Source organism: Bacillus sp. S3 (assembly GCF_005154805.1).
Classification (GTDB): Bacteria; Bacillota; Bacilli; order Bacillales; family Cytobacillaceae; genus Neobacillus.
Map to the genome: position 1 here is coordinate 898,996 of NZ_CP039727.1, position 23,344 is coordinate 922,339.

The 23,344-nt window shown below is 38.4% G+C and carries 23 protein-coding genes; 13 read left to right on the plus strand and 10 right to left on the minus strand.

What is annotated here, in order from left to right:
- The first annotated feature begins 135 nt into the window (after positions 1–135).
- Positions 136–1,257, plus strand: a complete 1,122-nt coding sequence (locus tag FAY30_RS04165; RefSeq protein WP_149868699.1) for an NADH-dependent flavin oxidoreductase — start codon at positions 136–138, stop codon at positions 1,255–1,257.
- Positions 1,258–1,356: 99 nt separating this feature from the next.
- Positions 1,357–1,524 (plus strand): hypothetical protein, encoded by a 168-nt coding sequence (locus FAY30_RS27085; protein WP_190284809.1) that lies wholly within the window; start codon positions 1,357–1,359, stop codon positions 1,522–1,524.
- Between the two features lie 192 nt (positions 1,525–1,716).
- Here FAY30_RS27085 and FAY30_RS04175 read toward each other — a convergent pair whose 3' ends face one another.
- From FAY30_RS04175 to FAY30_RS04185, 3 genes are all read right to left on the minus strand, one after another.
- Positions 1,717–3,066 carry a YjiH family protein gene (locus tag FAY30_RS04175; protein ID WP_149868700.1) on the minus strand — a complete coding sequence of 450 codons (1,350 nt, stop codon included), beginning with the start codon at positions 3,064–3,066 and terminating at the stop codon, positions 1,717–1,719.
- A gap of 180 nt (positions 3,067–3,246) precedes the next feature.
- Positions 3,247–3,906, minus strand: a complete 660-nt coding sequence (locus FAY30_RS04180; RefSeq protein WP_149868701.1) for a flavin reductase family protein — start codon at positions 3,904–3,906, stop codon at positions 3,247–3,249.
- A 265-nt stretch (positions 3,907–4,171) separates the two neighbouring features.
- Positions 4,172–5,722, minus strand: a complete 1,551-nt coding sequence (locus FAY30_RS04185) for a helix-turn-helix domain-containing protein (RefSeq protein ID WP_149868702.1) — start codon at positions 5,720–5,722, stop codon at positions 4,172–4,174.
- 577 nt (positions 5,723–6,299) lie between these two features.
- On the opposite strand from FAY30_RS04185, the gene FAY30_RS04190 reads away from it, so the two are divergent.
- Complete coding sequence (locus FAY30_RS04190; RefSeq protein ID WP_149868703.1) at positions 6,300–7,661, plus strand: IS1182 family transposase; 1,362 nt, start codon at positions 6,300–6,302, stop codon at positions 7,659–7,661.
- Between the two features lie 159 nt (positions 7,662–7,820).
- On the opposite strand, the gene FAY30_RS04195 is transcribed toward FAY30_RS04190, so the two are convergent.
- The gene (locus tag FAY30_RS04195) at positions 7,821–8,831 is read right to left on the minus strand and encodes an alpha/beta fold hydrolase (protein ID WP_190284810.1); all 1,011 of its coding nucleotides are present in this window, start codon (positions 8,829–8,831) and stop codon (positions 7,821–7,823) included.
- A 485-nt stretch (positions 8,832–9,316) separates the two neighbouring features.
- Here FAY30_RS04195 and FAY30_RS04200 point away from each other — a divergent pair, with 485 nt between their 5' ends.
- Complete coding sequence (locus tag FAY30_RS04200) at positions 9,317–10,588, plus strand: amidohydrolase family protein (RefSeq protein ID WP_149868705.1); 1,272 nt, start codon at positions 9,317–9,319, stop codon at positions 10,586–10,588.
- Positions 10,589–10,989: 401 nt separating this feature from the next.
- Here the strand turns inward: FAY30_RS04200 and FAY30_RS04205 are convergent, their stop codons facing one another.
- The gene (locus tag FAY30_RS04205) at positions 10,990–11,550 is read right to left on the minus strand and encodes a transcription repressor NadR (RefSeq protein WP_149868706.1); all 561 of its coding nucleotides are present in this window, start codon (positions 11,548–11,550) and stop codon (positions 10,990–10,992) included.
- Between the two features lie 206 nt (positions 11,551–11,756).
- On the opposite strand from FAY30_RS04205, the gene nadB reads away from it, so the two are divergent.
- From nadB to nadA, 3 genes are read left to right on the plus strand one after another with little or no spacing between them, the layout of a single operon-like run.
- Positions 11,757–13,337, plus strand: a complete 1,581-nt coding sequence (nadB, locus tag FAY30_RS04210; RefSeq protein WP_149868707.1) for an L-aspartate oxidase — start codon at positions 11,757–11,759, stop codon at positions 13,335–13,337.
- Positions 13,306–14,151 (plus strand): carboxylating nicotinate-nucleotide diphosphorylase, encoded by an 846-nt coding sequence (gene nadC / locus FAY30_RS04215; protein ID WP_149868708.1) that lies wholly within the window; start codon positions 13,306–13,308, stop codon positions 14,149–14,151. Before nadB ends, nadC begins: the two co-directional genes overlap by 32 nt.
- A gap of 1 nt (position 14,152) precedes the next feature.
- Positions 14,153–15,112, plus strand: a complete 960-nt coding sequence (nadA, locus tag FAY30_RS04220) for a quinolinate synthase NadA (protein ID WP_149868709.1) — start codon at positions 14,153–14,155, stop codon at positions 15,110–15,112.
- 299 nt (positions 15,113–15,411) lie between these two features.
- Here the strand turns inward: nadA and FAY30_RS04225 are convergent, their stop codons facing one another.
- Positions 15,412–16,188: a sulfite exporter TauE/SafE family protein gene (locus FAY30_RS04225; RefSeq protein ID WP_149868710.1), complete on the minus strand. Its 777-nt coding sequence runs from the start codon at positions 16,186–16,188 to the stop codon at positions 15,412–15,414.
- A gap of 108 nt (positions 16,189–16,296) precedes the next feature.
- Positions 16,297–16,599, minus strand: a complete 303-nt coding sequence (locus FAY30_RS04230) for an amidohydrolase family protein (RefSeq protein WP_223820970.1) — start codon at positions 16,597–16,599, stop codon at positions 16,297–16,299.
- A 186-nt stretch (positions 16,600–16,785) separates the two neighbouring features.
- Here FAY30_RS04230 and FAY30_RS04235 point away from each other — a divergent pair, with 186 nt between their 5' ends.
- The 4 genes from FAY30_RS04235 to FAY30_RS04250 all read left to right on the plus strand — a co-directional run bounded on the left by FAY30_RS04235 (position 16,786) and on the right by FAY30_RS04250 (position 19,733).
- Positions 16,786–17,430, plus strand: coding sequence for a superoxide dismutase family protein (locus FAY30_RS04235; RefSeq protein WP_149868712.1), 645 nt, complete (start codon positions 16,786–16,788; stop codon positions 17,428–17,430).
- A 116-nt stretch (positions 17,431–17,546) separates the two neighbouring features.
- Entirely contained in the window at positions 17,547–17,645 is a 99-nt protein-coding gene (locus FAY30_RS04240; RefSeq protein WP_411675485.1) for a helix-turn-helix domain-containing protein, read from the plus strand.
- A gap of 113 nt (positions 17,646–17,758) precedes the next feature.
- Positions 17,759–18,394: a YczE/YyaS/YitT family protein gene (locus FAY30_RS04245; protein WP_149868713.1), complete on the plus strand. Its 636-nt coding sequence runs from the start codon at positions 17,759–17,761 to the stop codon at positions 18,392–18,394.
- Positions 18,395–19,127: 733 nt separating this feature from the next.
- Positions 19,128–19,733, plus strand: a complete 606-nt coding sequence (locus tag FAY30_RS04250; RefSeq protein ID WP_223820971.1) for a DnaB-like helicase C-terminal domain-containing protein — start codon at positions 19,128–19,130, stop codon at positions 19,731–19,733.
- A 163-nt stretch (positions 19,734–19,896) separates the two neighbouring features.
- Here the strand turns inward: FAY30_RS04250 and FAY30_RS27770 are convergent, their stop codons facing one another.
- Positions 19,897–20,028, minus strand: a complete 132-nt coding sequence (locus FAY30_RS27770; RefSeq protein WP_263315287.1) for a hypothetical protein — start codon at positions 20,026–20,028, stop codon at positions 19,897–19,899.
- A 194-nt stretch (positions 20,029–20,222) separates the two neighbouring features.
- Between FAY30_RS27770 and FAY30_RS04255 the strand changes: the two genes are divergently transcribed.
- Positions 20,223–20,822 carry a restriction endonuclease gene (locus FAY30_RS04255; RefSeq protein WP_149868715.1) on the plus strand — a complete coding sequence of 200 codons (600 nt, stop codon included), beginning with the start codon at positions 20,223–20,225 and terminating at the stop codon, positions 20,820–20,822.
- A gap of 70 nt (positions 20,823–20,892) precedes the next feature.
- Here the strand turns inward: FAY30_RS04255 and FAY30_RS04260 are convergent, their stop codons facing one another.
- Together FAY30_RS04260 and FAY30_RS04265 are read right to left on the minus strand one after the other, a co-directional pair.
- Positions 20,893–21,513 (minus strand): phospholipase D-like domain-containing protein, encoded by a 621-nt coding sequence (locus FAY30_RS04260; protein WP_190284811.1) that lies wholly within the window; start codon positions 21,511–21,513, stop codon positions 20,893–20,895.
- An 84-nt stretch (positions 21,514–21,597) separates the two neighbouring features.
- Positions 21,598–22,053, minus strand: coding sequence for a hypothetical protein (locus FAY30_RS04265; RefSeq protein ID WP_149868717.1), 456 nt, complete (start codon positions 22,051–22,053; stop codon positions 21,598–21,600).
- A 571-nt stretch (positions 22,054–22,624) separates the two neighbouring features.
- On the opposite strand from FAY30_RS04265, the gene FAY30_RS04270 reads away from it, so the two are divergent.
- Entirely contained in the window at positions 22,625–23,329 is a 705-nt protein-coding gene (locus FAY30_RS04270; protein ID WP_149868718.1) for an LppM family (lipo)protein, read from the plus strand.
- Positions 23,330–23,344: the final 15 nt, after the last annotated feature.

Sequence of the window (23,344 nt, forward strand, 5' to 3'; positions counted from 1 at the left end):
AAAAGGTAAAGAATGGCTTGATGAAAAGCTCATGACATTAAGAGTGATGCCAATGAAAACAGGCAGGATAAAATGCTTTATTCAGCGCAAAATAGACAAGGTTCTAGAGGAATAATAATGAGGAGTGGATATTCAATGAATTCAAAGTATCAACCACTATTCGAGGAATTTACCTTTAAAAATAATACTAGATTAAAAAATAGAATTGTAATGGCCCCGATGACCAATTTTTCATCCCACCCTGATGGGACGGTTTCAGATCGTGAGGTCGATTATTATGTTCGCAGGTCCAAAGGTGTTGGGATGGTTGTTACAGCTTGTACGTATGTGACACCTAATGGAAAAGGGTTCCACGGGGAATTTGGAGGCGATCATGATGGGATGATCCCAAGCCTAGCGAAACTGGCAAGCAGTATTAAAGAGCAAGGGGCAAAAGCGGTTCTTCAAATTTTTCATGGTGGAAGAGAGTGCCCGCCTGAACTAGTGCCGAATGGAGAAACAGTCAGTGCAAGTGCTGTGGCCTCCGAAGGAAGTGAGAATACTCCTCGAGCCCTAACTGAAAGTGAAGTAAATGACATTATTAAGGCATTTGGGGAGACAACCCTCCGTGCTATTAAAGCAGGTTTTGATGGAGTTGAAATCCATGGCGCAAACGGATACTTAATCCAACAATTCTTCTCTCCACATTCTAACCGCCGTGAAGACCGTTTTGGAGGAAGCTTGGAAAAACGTTTAACATTCCCGCTTGCTATTGTTGACGAGGTTCAAAAAGTGGTAAGAACTTCGGCGAAGGAGCCGTTTATTGTTGGATACCGTTTCTCACCAGAGGAGCAGTCAACACCAGGTATTACGATGGCAGATACGCTAGAGCTAGTAGATGCGCTGTCAGATAAAGGATTAGATTTCCTTCACGTCTCTCTCATGGATTTCTGGTCTGAGCCTAGACGCGGGGTCGAAAATACAAAGATGCGAATCGAGTACCTTTTAGAAAAAATCAACGGGCGGGTCCCGCTTATTGGAGTAGGTTCTATCCATACAGCAGATGAAGCAATAAAAGCTTTGAATACAGGGGTTCCGATGGTGGCTCTTGGTCGAGAGTTGATTATGGAACCAGATTGGGTACAAAAAGTACAAGATGGAAAAGAGTCTGAGATTGTCACCACACTATCGAAGAAGGATCAAGAACAATTGGTCATTCCGGATCCACTTTGGAAAGCGATTATTCATACTCCTGGATGGTTCCCGGTGGTGGATTAATTGCAATAGGGATTTAACTCTAGAGGGCAAGCATCAAATAACATATTTACCTTCAAGGAATTAAATAATGAGGCCAATATTACCGCTGTTCCTATCTTTGTGATTGCTTCCACAAAAATTGCTGGAATTCGTTCAAAAGAGACATTAGAGCAAACCATTGAAGAAGAACAGTTAAAGGTTAATAAAATTGACCGATTAGCGGAAGGAATGTCTTGTGGTATTGATAGTAAATTCTTTGAAGAAGTTAATGGTTCGTATTTATGGTAAGGTGAACCTTACCATAAATAGAGGCAGTTTTTTGAGTAATTTGAAGGTCTTTCTTTCAAATACTGTGAAAGGATATTTGTTGTATTTATTGAGGGCCAGTCAATAGCAGACTGGCCTTTTCTCTTTGATATTCAGCAAATCCGACAATATCTGGGGAATCACTGTGACTTTTATAAGCATTACATTCAACGTTCATAAAAATAGATAGGCTAGTGGTGTTGTAATAATTAAACTTAGGATTGTACGCTGTATCCAAATAACAAGAAGCTTCGGAATACTAATCGGAACCTCTGTGGCCAAAATACATGGAATACTCGCTGAGAAGAATATGATAGTTGATACACAAACGACAGCAATAACAAATTTTGTAACAAGTGCTGCCTCAACAACTAATAATGCCGGCAGAAACATTTCAGTAACCCCAATCGCAGCCGCTTTAGCTGTTAGGAACGCATCTGGCAACTGTAATAATGAAGTAAATGGATAGAAAATATAGCCCATAAAATCAAAAATAGGTGTATATTCTGCTAGGAGAATACCAATTAAGCCAATCGATAAAATAGTGGGTAAAATAGTCATGGTCATAATCATCCCATCTCGTAAATTCACCCAGATATTTTTTCCGAAATTTGGTGCATTTTTGGAAGCTTCCATTGCCTGTTGCCAAGCATTCTGAAAATAGTTGCTCTTGATAACCTTTTCCGGTTCTCCTTCCATTCCATTATAGTATTCATCAGGCAGTTTACTAATGGGCCATATCCTTACGGTAATAGCCGTTACGAAAAACGTTACAAATGCCGTCACCCAAAAATACAAATTCCACATACCCATTAGACCTAACGTTTTAGCAACGATAATCATAAAGGAAATGGTTACTGTTGAAAATCCGGTTGCGATTATAACAGCCTGCTTGATTGTGTACTTACCTTCTTTAAATTCTCGATTCGTTATTAATAAACCAACAGCAAAACTTGCAACAAATGATGCCATAGCACTTACGGCTGAACGACCTGGAGTCTTCCATATTGGCTTCATGACACGCTGGAAAAGTACACCAACAAACTCAAAAAGACCATAGCCTAATAGCAATGTTAAAAAGACCCCGCCAAGTGGAACCATTATACCTACGGGCACTACTAGTAAATCAAAAAGAAACGGTCCAACATGTTCGTTCATTAACCAATCAGGGCCTTGTTTTGAATAGATGATTACCCCGATTACTAAACCCATAATCTTTAACAATGTGAAAACTATATTAAAAGTGCTTTGATTCCAGGTCTTCGTTTTAAATGGATAGATTACACCTCCTAAAATTACTAGTAAAGCATATATCGGTGTAAGAGATGGAAAGGTGGTATTTAACCAGGTAACTATGTGATCAAGAGGGATAGATGAAGTTCCATTAACTGTAATTGGAGCAAAAAAAACAAAGATACCAATTAAACTAAAACCGATAAATTTCAAGGCATTGGGAATATTGTTCACTGTTTGTTCGTGAGGCTTAGGAATTTCTTCTACATTTTTTGTTTGAGGATTTAGCATAGTGTTGAACCTCCTTTATATAAAAACCATATATCAAAATATTCGAAAAATTATAATTATAAAAAAGAAATCTTTACACCAGATTCAAGAGGTAATAGGACAAAAAGGTATGTCCGGTTTAATAACCGAACATAGCCTAGAGAGTCTTTTGTCTAAATATAAAGAGCCCTCCGTATGTCATTAAATATTTTTACCTTCAAGGCCAGCCAACTCTTCTTTTGTAGCAGCTGGTGCCTTCATTTCAAATATTTCGTTGACAACAGTATAATCATAATACCCAAGGCGGGCAATTGGTTTAATTTTCAAGATATCTAGTTTCCCACTAGGTAGAATGATGTCATCATTGATATGCACATGAGCTACTCGTCCAATCACAATATCGACGGTGGAAACCTCATTACCAGTTGGTATTCTGATTGTCTGAACATACTCACATTCAAATTGAACCGGTGATTCGGCAACACGGAAGCCAGGAGCCTCAATGCAACTTTTCTTCGATACACCCGCAGCCACAAATTCATCAACCTCTGCCGGACACGCCTTTGCGGAAATATTAACTGCTTCGCGTAAATCCCAAGTAGCCATGTTCCAAACAAACCAACCTGTTTCCTCCGCGTTTCGAACCGTATCCTTTCGCCCCCCTAATACTGATTGATTTGCCGCAAACATGACCATAGGTGGATCCCATGTAAGATTTTGATATTGGCTGTATGGCGCAAGGTTATCTATTCCATCTTTAGATTGGGTTGAAAGCCATCCGATAGGGCGTGGTATAGCACTGCTTTTAAAAGGATCATATGGTAAGCCGTGATGCTGACCTTTCTTTGGTGAATAGTGCATGATATATTCCTCCTGGATGTTTAATATTTTTATATGAAAAATTGAGTTGTAAGCTTTTTATTGCAAATGCCCTACGACTGGTTCACCTCCTTTAATTGTTATATCAACATCCTCCATTCACTTTGGAAAACGCTTTCTCTTGTCGTTAGATAAATCTTACATTTTTTGAGCTGCCTGTTTCTATGGATAATATCTATAATTTTATGAAAATATAAAATAATTTAATGATAAAAAATAAAATTCATCCATGTTATCTGGATGAATTTTAGATATCTGGATAATTATTAGTTTTCCAAGACCTCGGAGAATAGCCTGTAATGTTTTTAAAGACCCTGCTAAAATAGTTCGGGTCTGTGAAACCGACTCGTTCGGCTATTTCTGAAATCGTCATGGTTGACTCTTTTAGAAGCAATTGTGCTTCTTTCATTCGTTTTATTTGTAGATATTCCGTAAATGTATACCCCATTTGTTTTTTAAACATAGAACTAAAATACTGACTATTTCGATCTACATAAGCTGAAATATCCTCAAGAGTAATCGGGGTTGCGTAATGTTCATTTATATAATGAACCGCTTTTTTTATAAGAATAGAATTATAAGAGAATTCCTCTTTTTCGACTTGGTCGCATAATCGGTAACAAAATACCAGCATGTTGTGGACAATATCAAATAACACTTCGCCGGATAAAATATCATCAAATAATTGTTTATAAAGAGGTTCTTCTTTAAGTAGATATACTTTTTCCAGCATGAAGCGTCTTATATGAGAAAGGATATTTGTTAATCGAATGCGGACGTTTTCCGAATCGGGGAAACTTTCTTCCGTTATCGGATAGTTTTTTGCCTGATTATAAAGCCATTTCTTCAGCATCTCACGATTGATGTTTCGTAAATGCTTCATAATTTCATCGCTTTCCTCAGGAGAAAGAAATGGGTCGATCTCGGTTAAGACCAAGTTTTCTATCGGAGGAAATACATGGTTCCCCCCAAAGTAAAAGCGGCGTAACAGAGCACGTTTTGCTTCATAGTACGATTGATGCACCATCTGCGGATTTTTGTACCATTTTCCAATACTTGCAGAAAAGGATAAATCATGCTCATTTTTCATCTTTTGACAAAAGTACACTAATATCCGTCTCAACGAATCAATTGGTTCTTGCTCGGGAGGAAAATATTCTACACTAAACAATAGGACTAGATGATCTTCGACGATTAGCACAAAGGGGCGGTAGGATTGAAACTCTTGGCTTATAAAATGGACGAGTTTCGTTCGATCAACTTGTCTTTTATTCGACTTATCCAGGCTAAGTGCGACAACAAGTGCCGGGATCTGTTGATAGCCCCATGTTCGGACTTGGTCTAAAATGAGTGAATTATTGAATACTCTTCCAAATAAGAGGTCATACGCCCATCCGTGATGGATAAAAGTTTCTCTGTCTTCGCTTGGTTTTTTTTGTGAATGAATCACAGCCTTTTTTACCGTATGTAACCACTCATTTGTTTCATAAGGTTTTATGAACAAAGCCTCTGCTTTCATCTTTAATGCCAGTTCAGCTGCTTCAAAGGTTTTATGATTCGTATGAACAATTGTCTTTATTTCCGATTCCCGCAGTAAATTCGTTAATTTTTTTCGAGAATGGGTAAACATCTCAAGTTCTACGATTACAACATCTGGCTGCCAATCGACAAGGAAATCAAAACATTCTTCTTCATTATCTGTTTCTTTTAACTGCGTTATTAAAACCTGGTTTGATAATAATAACCACTTTATCCCTTTTCGTTCAAGTTCATCTCTTTCTGCTATAAGTATTTTCATCCATTGCCTCCCTCTATGATTATTGGCGGCCCCTTCTTCTAGTAAAAAACTGTTCAATTACTTCAGCTTCTTAATTGTATCAAAACACTTCTAGTAAGAAAATTTGTATTGTTCAAACAATATTGAATTCGATATGTAGGAAATAGGTTGATAATATTTATAAAAAACTGCTAGTTAAACAGGTGCGGGGAACCGTATCATAAGTAAATGAGGTTTTAGAAACGTGAGAATTCCATCATTTTATTAAAAATAATAATTAACTAGGTAAAATTGAAAAGGCTGAAATATAATACAGTTTATATGTGTATTTCAGTCTTTTATTGAATTTTTATTTAATTGCTTTTTTTCTTTAAAGAACGGTATCAATATGTTTCTTCGAAAGTGAAATGGCCAATGCCTTATAAATCTAGCTGAAGAACTAAGGCAAGGATATTATTCAATTGATAATGTAATAAATGAAAAAATCCCCTTAAAAAGGGGATTCAGACTGTAGACAAATCCTCCATTTTTGGGGGATTTGCCTACAGTTTTTTTTGTATAATGAAGATACTACTAATTTTGTAAGGTGATGAAGAAAATGCTAACGAAAAATACTCAGATGAATCGGGATCAATTAGAAATGATAACCCTTGAACAGTTAGTTCCGGAGAACCATTTGGTCCGAAAAGTGGAAGCTGCTATAGATTTTTCATTTATTTATCCTCTTGTTCAAGAGATGTACTCTGCTGAACGAGGACGTCCAAGTATCGATCCTGTTGTATTAATTAAGATGGCATTTATTCAATATATGTTCGGTATTCGCTCGATGCGAAAAACAATAGAAGAAATTGAAACGAACCTAGCTTATCGTTGGTTTCTTGGGTATGGATTCCATGATAAGGTGCCTCACTTCTCTACTTTCGGTAAAAACTATGAACGCCGTTTTAAGGATACAGACTTATTTGAACAGATATTTTACAGAATTCTAAAGCAGGCAGCCGAAAAGAAATTGGTAAGTAGCGAACATGTTTTTATTGATTCTACGCACGTGAAGGCAAGTGCCAATAAGCGTAAATTTGAGAAAAAGGTAGTTCGTAAGGAAACGAAAGCGTATCAAGAACGTCTCCAACAAGAAATCAATTGTGATCGTGAAGAACATGGGAAAAAGCCTTTCCCACCTGACAAATTTGAAAAGGAAGAAACGAAGGAGATCAAGGAAAGTACCACGGACCCAGAAAGTGGGTATTACGTGAAGGACGAACGGACGAAGCAGTTTGCCTATTCTTTTCATGCGGCTGCTGATAAAAATGGCTTTGTCTTAGGCGCAATTGTCACCCCTGGTAATGTTCATGATAGTACAATGTTGGAGCCTCTTCTTGAAAAAGTCATAGGAAACTCAGGGAAACCTGTTGCTGTTGCTGCTGACGCTGGATACAAAACACCTGCTATTGCTCAATACTTAATTGGAAATGAGATTCGTCCTGCTTTACCTTATACACGCCCTCGTACCAAAGAAGGTTATTTGAAAAAAAATGATTTTGTTTATGATGAACACTATGATTGCTACCTTTGTCCGGGAGGACAGGAGTTGAAATATAGCACGACAACGAAGGAAGGATACCGGCAGTATTTTTCAAATCCGGTTCAGTGTAAAGAATGCCCGTTTTTATCCCAATGTACGCAAAGTAAAAACCATCAAAAGCTAATTCAACGGCATGTTTGGGAAGCGTACCTTGAGGAAGCTGAACACCTTCGGCATACAGACGAAAATAAAATAATCTACACACGACGCAAGGAAACGATTGAACGTGTTTTTGCAGACGCGAAAGAGAAGCATGGGATGCGATGGACAACTTTAAGGGGACTTAAAAAATTGTCTATGCAGGCGATGCTTACTTTTGCTGCCATGAATTTAAAGAAGATGGCAAACTGGACTTGGGTTAATCCAACAATGGCATAAAAAACGACCCCGGAGGGGTCTTGTACAAAGAAAAATTGAGCAAAAAATACTTAAAAATGACAAAAGGCACCCGAATAGACTTATTCGGAATGCCTTTTGTCGACAATCTGAATCCCCTTAAAAAGGGGATTTTTGGAATAGGGCATAAGTTAAATGAATTCAAAGTTTATGTTCATGATATGATTCAGCAAGAGTTCGGCCGTTACGTTCCTGTACTTGTTCAACCACGTGATGAATTGCTTCTATAACATATTCGGGTCGCGGCATTTGCAGACTGTGTCCTTTGCGATCACTAATCTTATGGATGTGGTTGGTTGACCGGGAGGCCAGTTCTCTTTGCATTTCGGTCCATTGGACACCAAATCCTGGGTTGTTTACAACAGCGATCGGAAGGTCACCAAACTGTGGTTTTTCCGTACAGTTATTTAATTGATTCGAAGCTAGATCCAGGTGTGCCCATGCACTTTTGAATTCCGCTCCAGCTATCCTTCCGGCAAAAATACTGTAAACCATCCCTTTCCATTGCATGTATTCTTCGGCACTAAGCTGCTGTTTGTAGTATGAAAGTTCATTACCATACATCGGAATAATGCCTAGAATATTACCAAGGAATCGTGGAATACCAAATGGAGACATCAGTCTTAGTATCTTCAGCATAAAGCCGATGAGGGCAAAACCCTGCTTGAACTTGGCATCATCCTTTAGAAACTCATGCGTCGAATCTAAGAACACTAAGCCAGCCACCTGATTAGGATATTTTAAAGCATAGAGTCGGGCAATCAGTCCCCCCAGGGAATGACCCGCAAGTACATATGGTCCAGGGGCACCAGTCTTATCTAGCAGGTTCTTAAGTTCTTTGATGGTATGTTCGGGAGTTGGCACGGGACCGGGATCACTTGAGCCCATACTTGCACGGTCATATGTAATAACTCTAGTAAACTTAGATAATTCTTTACGAATATGGATCCATGAATAAGAGCAATCACCCGCGCCATGAATAAGGATGACCGTGGGACCACCTTGACCATCATCCGTTAGATGGAGACGATACCCGCCAACATCAATCATTTCACCGGCATGGAGTCTTCTCGCATCACTAAGCCGTGAAACTTGTTCGTATACTAATCCTAGTAAAAGTAAAACTGCCAATGCTACTAATCCAATTAACATTCTTTCCCCTGCTATCTCCAATGGTTTCGCCATAAAAAGTAAATTGGTATTGAAAATATATCAACCAAAGGTTCCACCCACAACATACAAGTGGACTTCATTATCCGCAAAAATACGGGTGGTGCCACATGTACCTTATCAAGGCAGCTAAAAACATTTTATATCTTATGAACAGACCCCTTCTATTATAACCAACAAAATTAATGATGGTATACAAATGATGGAAAATCCAATTAAGCCAAACTGTTGCATTTAGGCTTGTATTGCCGTGAATATATTCTCTTAGACAAAATATCTAGTATCATATATATTTTTAGAGTTAATTGGGGTGACTATATGAGCTGATGCGCATTGTCCAATATATTCATAATTTTCTATTCAAATTGTTTAACTAATTAGGAGGTTCTTTGGTTAGTGTGACCGATGTGAATTTTGGGGAAAAAGACTATACTAAATTGGATTTTTACATAAGGGAGGAATAGTAGATGGAAAAGGTAGTTGGAAATATCAAAAAACCAGACAAAAACAGGTCTTACATGTTATTAAATGTTCAATTGGAAAATGGATACACGTATGAAAATGGCATGGTGGCTGCAACGGAAACTGTATTGCGAAACCTACAAATTGTTGATGGGAAAATTGCTCAAATTCTTGAAACTAATGTTCCATATCCTAACAGCATCAATTGTTTTGACGCGAAAGGGATGCTGTTGCTTCCTGCTTTTAAAGATATGCATATTCATTTGGATAAAACATATTATGGCGGTCCTTGGAGAGCGGCACATACTACAAAAAATGGCATTTTTGATATGATTTCGTTTGAACAGACATTGCTGCCAGAGCTGCTGTCAACAGCTCAGGAGCGTGGTGAAAAATTAATAGAACTAATCCTGAGCTATGGTACAACGTATGTTAGAAGTCATTGTAACATCGATCAAGCAGTAGGGTTGAAAAATCTTGAAAACTTGAAAAACGCATTAGCGAACTACTCAGATAAAATTTCTCATGAAATCGTTGCCTTTCCTCAGCACGGCTTGCTGCGTTCAAATGTAGAAGGACTGATCCGTGAGGCTATGAATCTAGGAGTAACACATGTTGGCGGACTAGACCCAACCGTGGTTGATGGAGATATGGAAAAATCGCTGAATACGATGGTCCAAATAGCAGTTGACTATAATGCAGGCATCGATATCCATCTTCATGAAGGCGGTGAAACAGGCTTAAAAGCAATTAGGCGATTGGCGGATTTAACAGAACAGGGTGGACTGCATGGAAAAGTAACGGTTAGTCATGCATTCTCACTGGCATCCTTAATGCCTGGAGAAGATGTCGAATTGGCCAATCGCCTTGCATCACTCGGGATCTCGATTGCATCATCCGTACCAATCGGAAAAAGCGTTATGCCGATTCCACTGCTACAGCAGCATAAGGTTAACGTCCTGCTAGGGAATGATAGTATTACTGATCACTGGTCTCCATTCGGGATTGGGGACATATTGCAGAAGGCACATTTAGCGGCACAGCTTTATGGATGGAATAATGAATACAAACTATCACGTGCACTGTCCTTAGCTACAGGCGGAATTACCCCGTTGAATAAAATTGGCACCCAAGTCTGGCCGAAGGAAGGGGACGAAGCTACCGCTGTTCTCGTTCCAGCAAGCTGTTCTGCCGAGGCTGTTGCCCGTCTGCCAAGGCGCGCTGCTGTTCTACATAAGGGAACACTAGCTTCAGGCGAACTTAATCCCGTAAGTTAATGCAACATAGTAGTAATAGATACAATCTCCAAGGTAAGATCCCCATTGCTTAAGAACAAAGGGGATCTTTTTCATTTACCAAAGCATACGTAATCTATCTGGATAAAATCAGCATAGCTGTCGAAAGTTAGTGGTGACCCCCAGTGTAATGAGGAGTTAACGCAGTGGGGGCACCTTCCATCGAAGTTGCCCAAAAGTAATGGAACCCACGCTTGATTTACATTCGTGAGTGGGTTCCAAGGGGAGCTCAGGTTAATTGCAAACAATTACTTCTCTATTAAAAGCAGGTTTTTCGATTATTGACCGGGGTGTTGCTAAAAAAGGATTATTTAGTATCGTTTTCACTTTTAGTCTTACCTTTATTTTTCACATAAGTTTCTTGAATCACCTTTTTGGGTTAATTAATTTCTATAAGAAAAATCCTCGGCATCTAATAGGAATCCCGCCTTTTTTAGTTTATTTTCTACTTCCTTTAAAGCTTCTCTACTTGTGGAAGATAGGGTATGCAGATGAATTCCATATGTTAATTCCGATAAAAAGGATGCCTTCGTACTAGCGATTCTTTCCATAAATTGTTTGACTTCCTTACGGTTTGACACCATAATGGCGGCATTTAGATTCCCATAAACCGGATGTTCTATTTGAACGTCCTTAACGGTTACTCCGTGATCCACTATCAAATTTAATTCACTTTCAACCTCATCGGGTAAATGGCAGCAGGCAATCGTCTTCTCGAAAAGGGGAAGTGCATCTGCTTGCTTTAAATAAATATACCCTTGACTTGTAGCGATAATTGGTTCATTTCTTGCCTTTAATAGGTTAATATCCCCGACAATAGCCTGTCTGCTCACTTCTGTTTTGGCAGCTAATTCACTCCCCGTAATGGCAGTAGTCGTTCCTTTTAAGATTTGTAGAAGCCGTGACCTTCTTTCTTCCCCCATTAATTTTCTTTGCTCTGTCATGGAAACACTCCTAATCTATAACTCAGTCAATTTCCAAACTTTATGAAAAAACGAGATGATCATTATGAACGCTATTTTTTAGCATTTAAACATCTCATAACCCGCTAAATTTTTATCGTAACTTTTGAAAAAAAAAATCTTGTTTTTAGTTTAAATCTATGTAAATATAGATGTCAAGACAGGTGTATACTATGGAGGAATACTATATGGAAAGGAATGACGTTCTTATTATTGGCAGTGGGGTTGCGGCATTGCAGCTGGCAACTTTACTTAACAGTGATAAAAATGTGAGGATTCTCACAAAATCACATTTAAAAAATGCGAATTCTTATTTGGCGCAAGGTGGAATTGCTGCTGCTATTGGGATAGGGGACGATTCATCAAAGCATTTCGCCGATACCCTTGAGGCAGGGAGATTTCATAATAATGAGGAAGTTGTTCGTGAAGTTTTGAACGAAGCTCCAACGCTAATTGGCAATCTTTCTGACCAAGGTAATCTATTTGACAAGGGCCCAAATGGGAATATTCTGCTTGGACTAGAAGGCGCTCATAGTGAAAATAGGATTGTGCATTCTGGCGGCGATGCAACAGGAAAAAATGTCATAGAATACTTGATTAGTAACCTAACTGAAAATATAAAAGTCGAAGAGAACACTTTTGCTTACGAATTAATCATCGATCATAAGCAAAAACGATGTGTTGGCGTAAAAGCTAAAAACGTGGATGGCAATATCCGTATTTTTTATGGAGATTATGTGATTCTTGCAACGGGAGGCTGTGGGCAGATATATCCCTTCACTTCCAATGCACCTACTGTAACGGGAGATGGGGTCGCCATGGCCTACCTGGCGAGCGCAGAAATTTCAGATATGGAATTTATTCAATTCCATCCAACACTTTTGTATAAAAATGGGGAAACAAAAGGGTTAATTTCCGAAGCGGTCCGAGGGGAAGGGGCAATTTTAATTACAGAAGAGGGAACCCCCATAATGGAAGGCGTCCATCCATTAAAAGATCTTGGCCCGAGGCACATTGTGTCCCAGACAATATTTGACTATATCGAAAATGGCCATGAAGTCTATCTGGATATAAATCGTATTAAGGACTTTGAAGAGAGGTTCCCATCCATTACAGCTATTTGCCGGAAAAATGGTGTGAATTTGTCAGAAGGGAGAATTCCGGTTGCCCCTGGCAGTCACTTTTTAATGGGAGGGGTCAAAACGGATTTAATTGGCCGCACTTCAATAAATGGACTATTTGCCATAGGTGAAACAGCATGTACAGGTCTTCATGGCGCAAATCGATTGGCCAGTAATTCATTATTAGAAGGACTTTATCAAGGGAAAAAGTTATCACAATGGATGAATGTAAATTCAAAAAAAGAGCACATATCTAAAGTTCCTAGATTTGTTCCTTTCACACAAGAGAAAAGTATTTTTCTCCCGGATGTCCAGATATTAAAGGAATGGATGATGAAAAGGGTCGGAATTGTCCGATCTAAAGAACTTTTAGAAGAACAGAATAATTGGCTGCAGCAGTTACATGTAAATGATTTAACGGAGTTTGACTCGTATTCCATTCAAGATATTGAGTCAATTTTTATGTACATCACGGCGGCGCTAATTACGAAAGCCGCCTTATGCCGGACCGAAAGCCGGGGCGGCCATTTTAGAAGTGATTTTCAAGAAGAAGATGATAAGAATTGGTTAAAAAAGACAATCATTCAGAAACGCAAAGGGGAAGTGGTAATCAATCATGAACATATTAAAACTGCGATCGTTAATTGAGCAATTTTTAATAGAAGACATTGGAGATCAGGATCTAACGACTGATTTGATTTTTTCAGACCATACAGAGGGTAAAATTGTCTTTTTAGCAAAAGAAAGTGGTGTTTTTTGCGGTGAAGAAATAATGAAGACTGGATTTCACCTGTTGGATCAGGAAATTAACATCCAATTGTTTGTCAAAGATGGTGACAGATTCGAAGTCGGGCAGAGATTGGCGATTGTTTCAGGGGGAATTTCTTCCCTTTTAAAAGGTGAAAGAGTTGTCCTTAATCTAGTTCAGCGTATGTGCGGAATTGCCACCTTAACACGAAAAGCCGTTGAGACGTTAAATAGCTCGTATACGAGGATTTGCGATACAAGAAAAACGACCCCGGGACTCCGAATGCTGGAAAAATATGCTGTCCGCTGCGGCGGTGGATATAATCACCGTTATGGTCTTTATGATGGTGTCATGATCAAAGATAATCATATATCTTTTGCAGGATCAATCAAGCATGCGGTCGAGTTAGTCCGTAAGAATACGGGACATATGGTTAAAATTGAAGTGGAAACGGAGTCAAGAGAACAAGTCATCGAAGCAGTGGAAGCGGGCGCGGATGTAATAATGTTTGATAACCGAACACCAGATGAAATAAAAGAATTTATACAATTAGTGCCCGCCCATATTATAACGGAAGCATCTGGCGGGATCCAAATAACTAATTTGGAGGACTATCGCGATACGGGTGTTCATTATATTTCTCTAGGCTATTTAACGCATTCATACAAAGCACTTGATATCAGTGTCAAAGTCGTATTTGGGGAGGAACAATAGAATGTCAGTTACTGAAATGAAAAGCAGCTTAGTGGAGGAAATTCAAGAGTGGAAGAAAAAGCGCAATGCTATTTTGCTCGCACACAATTATCAGCTTCCGGAGATTCAGGATATTGCAGACGTATTGGGCGATTCCCTTGCGCTTGCACGTGCTGCGGAGAACACATCTGCCGACGTAATCGTGTTCTGCGGTGTTCACTTTATGGCGGAAACAGCTGCCATCTTGAATCCGGAAAAAACTGTGCTTCTTCCTGACCTTGAAGCAGGATGCTCTTTAGCCGATTCGATCACGGTAGACCAGCTCCGCGAATGGAAAGCCGAGCACCCTGGAGCAGTTGTGGTTGCATATGTGAATACAACTGCTGAAGTGAAGGCAGAAAGCGATTATTGCTGTACCTCTTCCAACGCAGTGGAGATTGTCCGGTCGATTCCAGAAGACAAAGAAATCCTATTCTTACCGGATATGTTCCTTGGTTCTTTCGTGAAGAATGAAACCGGCTGTGAAAACATGCATATCTGGTTGGGAGAATGTCATGTTCATGCAGGGATTGCCTCACATCAAGTAGAAGGTGTGCTGACACAGCATCCAGAAGCCGAACTGCTTGTACATCCCGAATGCGGATGCTCAACTTCGAGCATGTATTTAATGTCTGAAGGAGTACTGCCAGCGGAGAAAACACATATTTTATCTACTGGTAACATGCTAAAACACTCTAAAAATTCGCATGCAGAGGAATTTATTGTTGCAACAGAGGTAGGAATTATCCATCAGATGCAAAAACAAAATCCAGAAAAGCGCTTTGTTCCTGCCAATCCGGAAGCTGTTTGTCCTTTTATGAAAATGATTACACTTGAAAAGGTGTTAGCTGCTTTAAAAGAAAACAAGCATGTCATCACCGTTCCTGCCGAAACAGCCGAACGGGCAAAGCTTGCTATTCAGCGTATGGTTTCCATTGGTTAAGTTTGTTTAGAAAAGGGAATAGTCCACTGTCACCGCCCGCGTTTTGTTGGATTCAGCGACATTATATGGATAGTATTTATTAGCTGATTTTCCTACAAAGAATGTGTCAACTGAATTCCTTGGAACGTATGCCTCAAAGATTGTTGGTTTTCCGGTTCATCCCGATACAATCAAACTATTTCAACCAGGCTTTCCGGTTAATTATGAGGTAACATGAAAGTTAAAAAAAGAATGAACAACCCCTTAAAGTGTGCGGCGAACCGTACCACTTTAAGGGGTTGTTCATTTAGTGAGTGGGGTCAGCCCCCCGCTTTTAGCATAACCAGCATATAAACTGATGATAAGATGGTGATGATTGCAATCATTATTTTTAACTGATGAATGGGTACCTTATTTGCAAGGCGTGCACCGGTGATCATCCCGATAGTTGTACCAAGTAAACTAGCGATAATTAACATGGAAGTGTTTTGCATACTGGCATGGGAGAAGTATCCGAATATCGATGGAATGGCGATGACCACGGAATTTAAAAGACTTACCCCCACCGCTACCCGAATATTGACCCCAAGGCTGACTAGTAACGGTACTAGTAAAATTGGGCCGCCTGCTCCTGTTAATGCGCAAATAACTGCTGTTATAAATCCAAGCAAAATAACAATGGAAGTATGATTCAGTATAATGGATCGATTAATTTTTGCGTTCTCATTGTTTTTCTTAAGTAGAATTGATAACCCTGCTAGCAGGATAAATAAATAGAGGAGAAGTTTTGCTAGAAAATCAGAAATTAATACATTGATTTGTACTCCCAAAAACGCACCAGGAAGGCTTCCGATACTCAAAAATAAAGCTAGTTTTAGATCCATGTTTTTTGATTTCCAATAGGAATAGGCTCCAATAAGACCTGAGACAGCAAAGGACAAGAAACTTAGTGCAAGAGAATCGTGCACGGGCATACCTAAAAAACCTACGTAAATTAAAGGGAGAAGAAATCCGGAAATTCCAGACATTCCTAATAAAACACCAATAATCAAATTGGAGCATAGGACAATACTAAAAAGAAATATAGATGTAATCATTTATCAGACCTCAATTATTCCTAACCCCATAGATGAAGAGAGGGTTATATATTTGCTCGGATAGAAAGCTCCTTCATGGCAAGCTTACTTTCATAGATGATCATTTCTTCATCCAGTGTAAGAACTTCTCTGTTTTTCATTACTATCTAAGATATTTTTTGAAGGCATGACAACTGGATCAAAAATAGATATTCCCCAAAAGGCTCTCATTAAAGATTTAAACACTTTCATCTGATCAAATAAACTCAATCCGGAGTGACCGGCCCCATCCGTTCCCAAACCAACACCTATTCCTTTTTGCAGCAAGCTAGGTGTTTTAGGAATCCCTTTTTCTGAATTACTAATAGGACAATGAACTACTTTATTATTATACATCTTGATAATGTCCATTTCATTTTCAGAAAGTAGAATACTATGTGCCCTATTTTTTTATCAGCATTATTACCAAGGAGGAGCAGGAAGGAAGGATCACTAAGATAGTGACCCTCTAGATAAAAAGAAGGAATTCTTTAATGTACAGAGCCATTCACTTTATATATTTATTTACTCCTGATAGTATAGTTGGAACATTCAATAAATATAGAAGGGAGCATAAAAATGAGTAAATATTTGACGAAGCTTATACTGACAATTTCTGTGGTGATGGTGCTGAATGGATGTGCTGCAGGAGAAAAATCGGAGGGCGAGGGAACGACAAATACGGGAAATAAATCTGAGACGACCGTGAGCACAGAGGAACAGACGGAACCACAAGCTAAAGCAGAACTCAAAGATGTTGAAAATAAAACTGTTGGCACTGTAAGCTTTTTTGCTCATGACGATCATGTTCAGATTGTCGCCAATATAGATGGTCTAGAGCCGGGTCACCATGGTTTTCATATCCATGAAATTGGTGTCTGTGAACGTGATGCCAAGGAAGGCCCTTTCACAACAGCAGGTGGACACTTTAATCCAGATGACAAAATGCACTCGGGACATGCTGGGGATATGCCCTCCCTTTATGTTAAGGAGGATGGAACTGCTTCATATTCTGCAACGTTCGATCGCCTAACCATTGATCAACTGAAAGAAGAAGAACGGGCTGTCATCGTCCATGCAAATCCTGATAACTTTGGCAATATACCTGATCGCTATCAAACAGAAGGAAAACCTGGTCCTGATGAAGCGACGATGAAAACTGGGGATGCAGGTGACAGACAAGCATGTGGGGTAATTTTGAGTGCAGATGAAGATAAGAAATAATAAAGTATATTAAAAGAACCCAGAAATAGTGCCTTTCACCGCCCGCGTTTTGTCGAATTCATCGACATGATTCGGGTAGTGACAGTGGATTGCGCCCATCATAGTAGACACGTATAATTCGGGAAACCTATGGAAATAAATCAGCTGCAGCCAAAATACTTGGTTTGTCCCGCGTAACACTTTATAACAAAGTGAGGAAATATGGACTGTTATAATGTGGGGTTAGTCCTACTGACTTTTTGGGAATATTTCAGAAAATAGAGATTACAAGTTCTGCCCAACTTTAATGTTATATTAAAATAATACAATATAAGGTAGAGGGGCAGTTATGAGAAGAGAATGGATTTTACGCTGGTCTTTTTTTATTTTTGGATTAATGGTGATAGCATTTGGCATATCTCTAACAATTGAAGGCAAATATTTCGGGATTGGACCATGGGATGTTTTTCATTATGGACTATTTACTAAATTTGGACTCTCAATTGGAATGTGGTCGATAATATGTGGATTATTCCTCTTGTTAATCAGTTCGATTTTCAATCAGGCTTGGCCCAAAATAGGGTCCTTTCTAAATATGCTATTACTAGGATTATTTATTGATCTTTTTAATTGGATGTTACCTAGCGTTGAAAGTTTAGCGGGTGCAGCAATAGCATTTGCCATAGGTGTTGTATTAATAGGGTACGGTATTGGATTATATGTTGCTGCTGACTTTGGAGCAGGCCCTAGAGACAGCTTTATGCTATTAATTGTTGAAAGAACGGGCTGGGGGATCCCGTTGGTCAGAAGTGGAATTGAAGTACTCGTTTTTCTACTTGGATGGATGCTAGGAGGCCCAGTTGGAATTGGAACCTTGTTAATTGCCTTTGGTTTGGGGCCGATTTTGGGATTTTCTATTCCTCAATGCAAGAAACTGATGGCGTATTTCCTTGACCAAAAGGATCGCTTGTTAACGCATATGTAGACTTAAAAAAGGTTCTTTCCAGCCTGTGGTTTTGAATAGGAAAGACCAAGCAGGGATTCTGCCTGGTCCGCCTATTCACCCTACAATGTGGTGGGCTCTACTGTTATTTATCGTTCTTTCTATTTTTATTAATTGGATTAAATCTCTTATCGCCGAGGATTGGTGTTAGCCCCCTATTAGCTAGTGACTTAGGTCAAAGTATTAAACCAATAAAGTAATAAATCTACTTGTTCTTCAGTTAATGCCTTACCCTTCTGAGCAGTTATTTGTCTTGTAGGCATTAAGATGACCGTCACGGGCATTCTCATTCCCTCTTAATTCAGAAGAATTAGCAGCTTCTGCTTGCTTACCATCGATATTGCTAATCCTTTATTTTCTCCATTAAGTTTAATAAACTGCTTTGTTAATAAACTAAGACCTTCATAAGTTATTTCTAATGCGTGAATAAGCCTTTTGTAATACTACACTTGTGTTCTACTATTCTTAAAAGCATTTTCAGCGGCTACAGTTGCATTTTGCAACGCTTGAAATGGATCTAATGCTGTCGCTAATAAACAACCATTTTATAGTGGTATTGTTGTCGATTCTATCCTTTATAGCTTGAGCAAGGGGATCTAATTTCGGCGGCGAGACTGTCACTGGTGATCCGTTGGCTCCTCTGATTGGTCTGATGGTCACTGTGTAAATGTAACAGTTTGATTTATGTCGTTTAATTTGATATAAAAAACAGCTGCTGAAACGCATGGCTGGTCTTACGAGATACATTGATAGTCTCAAAATGAAGAATCCAAAAAAGGAGTTTCAAGAGGAAGATTGTCAGCATTTCACGGACAGTATCGGAACGTTATCAAAGGCAAATTTCCATATTTTTGACCGGGCAGGGATGGATGTCCCCTATATCTGGTCAAAGCTCCGCAAGATCCGCAGGGAGTATGATCTTGAAAAAAGAATCTTGGTCGTGATTGATTATCTGCAGTTGATCGCGGGCGATCCGAAAAATAAACAAAACCGCCAGGCAGAAATTAGTGAAATAAGCAGAGCCTTAAAAACGATGGCGAGGGAACTGAATGTGGTCGTCATTGCCCTTTCCCAGTTGAACTGTGGCGTTGAAAGCCGACTGGATAAACGACCGATCCTGTCGGACTTAAGGGAAAGCGGACAAATCGAGCAGGATGCGGATTTGATTGCTTTTCTTTATCGGGATGATTACTATACGAATGATTCTCCACTGAAGGATAGGATGGAGATCATTCTTGCCAAGCATCGGAATGGGCCTACTGGGACTGTGGAGCTTGGGTTTAATAAGCAATTTGGGAGGTTTGTTCATTTAGAAAAATAGGGCTAGTGAGTGATTTACCATAGGGGAAAGAATATAGCGAAGTCGACAGGGAGGATTTTCGCTGCCGCCCAATGTAATAAAGTGTTATCGCAGTGTGGGGCAGGCACCTGTCCTACAAGATATTTATAACGAGGATAGGGGGGCATGTTCGCCGCCCCTTCGTTTACCAAGCTTTTCTATCAAGTTCATCGGAAGTACGATCACAGTTGTGCTTCTCTCTACCATTTTCGATATTTCCTAAAACTCTAAGCATTTGTGCTAATGCTCTCAATACTAATTTCTCATACTCCGTCATTATATAACACACCCTCTTTCTATATTTACTCTCTTGAGACTTCCTACTACATTATCGCCAAATTTTCAAACCTAAAAACAAATTTTATGTGCAAAAGGTAGCCACCAGCTTATTGGCAGATATAGAGGTATTACGTGGTTTCAAGATGTTTATAATAACTAAAATTTGACGAGGATGAATATGAGGTGAATTAAATGCTTGTAATTATTACAGTACTAATTTTAATTAACGCAGGAATATTTCTATATTTTAAAAAGAAGGATGAAAGATCAGTTAAACTAATAGCCGAAAGAATTGCTACCACACTAGAGTTAAAGAAAACAATGGCAATGGGTTTATATTACCGTTTCAACTATCCAAAGGAGCTAAAAAAGGATGGAACGATGTGTTTTTCCAAAGGAACAGATCTTTTCTTGAAACAAGTACCTCTTGATTTTGAAGACTTTGTAGCGGAAATTATAAAGACACGAATGGGTGGTGACGTATACGTTACTAGCTCATCTGGTGATTTTGGAGTAGACATTGAGCATATTACTGAAAAAGGTCTCTTCCTTGGGCAGGCAAAAGCATATAAGGATGATGTGGGTTATGAACCGATAGCAATACTACATTCCAATATGGTAAAAAGAAATGCAGCAGGTGGGTATTTAATCACAACTGCAAGCTATACCAAAGCTGCAAAGGAATATGCAAATGGTTTAAATATTGAACTAATTGATGGAGTAGTTTTGGTGGGATTGTGGTTAGAAAGTATGGGAAGTTCCGTATACTCCTTATCGAACCAATTAATATAACCTATTTACAACTCTATTTTAAACACTTCGAAATGATAAAGCAGAGCTCGGGTAATGCTCAAGCTCTGTTTTATGCGTACCTCCTACCCTCTTCTTTGTAATGAGGGCGGAAGTTTGTCTCGTCATCCCACCTAGCCTCATATAACTCTGACCATTCAGTCCCAATTTTTTTATTATTAATAAATATCATTACTTCATCATTTTTTGTTTCTGCGTTTTTAGATAAATTGTAAGATCCTGCTACTACTGACTTTCTGTCTGAAATAAGCAGTTTTAAATGCATTAATCCATCAAAGGTATTCAACTTTACTGGTATACCCTTACTTAGCAACATATTAATTGCATCTTTTTGGAACTTATTATTACTTTGATCCCTATCTGTAATGACACGTACCTTAACCCCACGTTTAGTGGCTAACCCTAAGTGTGTGACTATTTCTTTTTCAGTAAAAGAAAATGAAGCAATGTCTAAAGAATGTTTTGTTTCCTGAATGATCTTCAAAATTGCTTCTTTCACAGACCTGCCTGATTTAGAAAAAATATAATTCAGTTTTAGTTCATCATCTTTTAAATCTGGTACTGACGGTGAAGGGAAATCCTCTGCTTTTTTTATCTTGCCAGGAATGAGGTAAAGAGCATAAGCAAACGAAGCACTAATAAGGATAGTGCCAGTTAGAGCTAATGGTTCCAAATTAACACCTCCTGCCATTCAAAGTGGTCTATTAGAATGGTATGTATGAGGTGTTTTGTCCTATTCTTCTTTTATAGGATATTTTCAATCTTCGGTTCTAGCGGTAAATAGAAATACTAATATCCCAATAAAAGCAATTATGGTAACAAGAAATGCTAAAAAATAGAAGGCTAATTTACCACCTACTATAAAGAACCACAAGGAAAGAATGCCTTCGCACGATGCCAAAAGTAACTTTAATGACATATCCCATTTGTTATCTTCATATCGAAGTGTACTAAAGTTTGAAAAGCTCATCCACAGAAGTAAGGTGCTTGAAACTAAATAAAGGATAAATGGCATAACTACATTTAACCCTAATCCATAACTTTTTGCCTCAGAAAAAATATTATCTAAAGTGCTTGATACAAAGTCATGTAGTGAAAGACCTGATGTGCCAATCGAATAATTCTTTGCAACAAAAACTAAGCCAAAACACAAAAATAAACAAAATAATTGTGTTACATTATTCCTAAAAAGGCTCTTACCATATTCCAGCATTATATCCCTCCTTTTTCTTATTTCTAATTTATGGGGATCTTAGACATTTAAGACTAGCCTCTAATTCAAATAATGTAAAATAGTAGTTCAAAGGTAGTTAGCATAAATGAGAGCCATCTTAGGGATTGACATGGGGCCAAAAGATGTAAGGGATTGAACAATTTAACGATGAAGCAGAAGAGGCTCTGGTAGGTGCCTTCTTTTTAGAGGAGGAATTGGTGAAAGAATGCACCATTCGTTCGGAACAGATGTATTATTGGAAACTGAAACTAATTTATACAACCATGGGATCCATGAATTAATGGCTGGTCTGACAGGATCATAGATAGTCTCAAAATGAAGAACACAAAGATTTTGATTAGCTTCTTGGATGAATGCTCCTACTAGTGTGCTATCTGACGGACTAATCCTTCGTCCTTGTTGAAATTTTTACAATGTTGAAACACCCAGGGGCAGATACTATTATGGTCATACAGTCTGTGCTGCTAGCAACTGATAGTTAATGGAGGAAAAATATGTATAAACCTTTAGTTTTTGGCTGAAAATTAGTATTAAAGAAGGAGGTTAATAAATGAAATATCTTTTTATTTTAATTAGCTGTTTAATGCTCTTTTTATTAACGGGCTGTGTCAATGGTGTTTTTCATGTAACTGTAAATAAAGATGGCAGTGGGGATTTAAATTATAAATTTGCTGTTGATCCTGCTTTATTATCTAGTTCAGCTAAAGAAAAGCATAATCCGTTAGAAGAGTTTAAAAAAATGGCTAAAAAGGATGGATTTATTGTCACGCAATATAAAGATAGAGGATACTTTGGTGTTGAAGCGAAAAAGCATGTTAAGAGTATTTCTGAGGATATTGGTGGTGGGTTAATTAATTACATATCTTCATCAAATAACAGTGAGAAATCAAAAATTATAATTGATAAAGGTTTTTTATTTAATGTTTATAGTTTAAAAACAAACCTAGATTTAAAAAACATGATTCCCAAGGATATACCTTTTTCTAGCATGATTTTAGAAAAAATGGATTTAAAAATGTTATTAACTATTCCGATGGAAGTTGAAAGACAAAATGCCAGTAGAATGGAAATAGATGATAAAGAAAAATTAAGAACATATGAATGGGATATTATACCTGGTCAAGATAATGAAATTTATATGGAAGCTAAAGTGTTGAATATTTCAAATGTGGTTTTATTAGTTTTGTTAACTATAGCAGCAATTTTAGGAACAATATTCTTAATTAGAAAACGTGTAAAAGCACAAGAAATATAATAAGAGGAAACAATC

Coding starts and splice junctions, on each gene's coding strand:
- FAY30_RS04165 (WP_149868699.1), top strand. CDS start 136: ATGAATTCAAAGTATCAACCACTATTCGAGGAATTTACCTTTAAAAAT.
- FAY30_RS04175 (WP_149868700.1), bottom strand. CDS start 3,066: ATGCTAAATCCTCAAACAAAAAATGTAGAAGAAATTCCTAAGCCTCAC.
- FAY30_RS04180 (WP_149868701.1), bottom strand. CDS start 3,906: ATGCACTATTCACCAAAGAAAGGTCAGCATCACGGCTTACCATATGAT.
- FAY30_RS04185 (WP_149868702.1), bottom strand. CDS start 5,722: ATGAAAATACTTATAGCAGAAAGAGATGAACTTGAACGAAAAGGGATA.
- FAY30_RS04190 (WP_149868703.1), top strand. CDS start 6,300: ATGCTAACGAAAAATACTCAGATGAATCGGGATCAATTAGAAATGATA.
- FAY30_RS04195 (WP_190284810.1), bottom strand. CDS start 8,831: ATGTTAATTGGATTAGTAGCATTGGCAGTTTTACTTTTACTAGGATTA.
- FAY30_RS04200 (WP_149868705.1), top strand. CDS start 9,317: ATGGAAAAGGTAGTTGGAAATATCAAAAAACCAGACAAAAACAGGTCT.
- FAY30_RS04205 (WP_149868706.1), bottom strand. CDS start 11,550: ATGACAGAGCAAAGAAAATTAATGGGGGAAGAAAGAAGGTCACGGCTT.
- nadB (WP_149868707.1), top strand. CDS start 11,757: ATGGAAAGGAATGACGTTCTTATTATTGGCAGTGGGGTTGCGGCATTG.
- nadC (WP_149868708.1), top strand. CDS start 13,306: ATGAACATATTAAAACTGCGATCGTTAATTGAGCAATTTTTAATAGAA.
- nadA (WP_149868709.1), top strand. CDS start 14,153: ATGTCAGTTACTGAAATGAAAAGCAGCTTAGTGGAGGAAATTCAAGAG.
- FAY30_RS04225 (WP_149868710.1), bottom strand. CDS start 16,188: ATGATTACATCTATATTTCTTTTTAGTATTGTCCTATGCTCCAATTTG.
- FAY30_RS04235 (WP_149868712.1), top strand. CDS start 16,786: ATGAGTAAATATTTGACGAAGCTTATACTGACAATTTCTGTGGTGATG.
- FAY30_RS04245 (WP_149868713.1), top strand. CDS start 17,759: ATGAGAAGAGAATGGATTTTACGCTGGTCTTTTTTTATTTTTGGATTA.
- FAY30_RS27770 (WP_263315287.1), bottom strand. CDS start 20,028: ATGACGGAGTATGAGAAATTAGTATTGAGAGCATTAGCACAAATGCTT.
- FAY30_RS04255 (WP_149868715.1), top strand. CDS start 20,223: ATGCTTGTAATTATTACAGTACTAATTTTAATTAACGCAGGAATATTT.
- FAY30_RS04265 (WP_149868717.1), bottom strand. CDS start 22,053: ATGCTGGAATATGGTAAGAGCCTTTTTAGGAATAATGTAACACAATTA.
- FAY30_RS04270 (WP_149868718.1), top strand. CDS start 22,625: ATGAAATATCTTTTTATTTTAATTAGCTGTTTAATGCTCTTTTTATTA.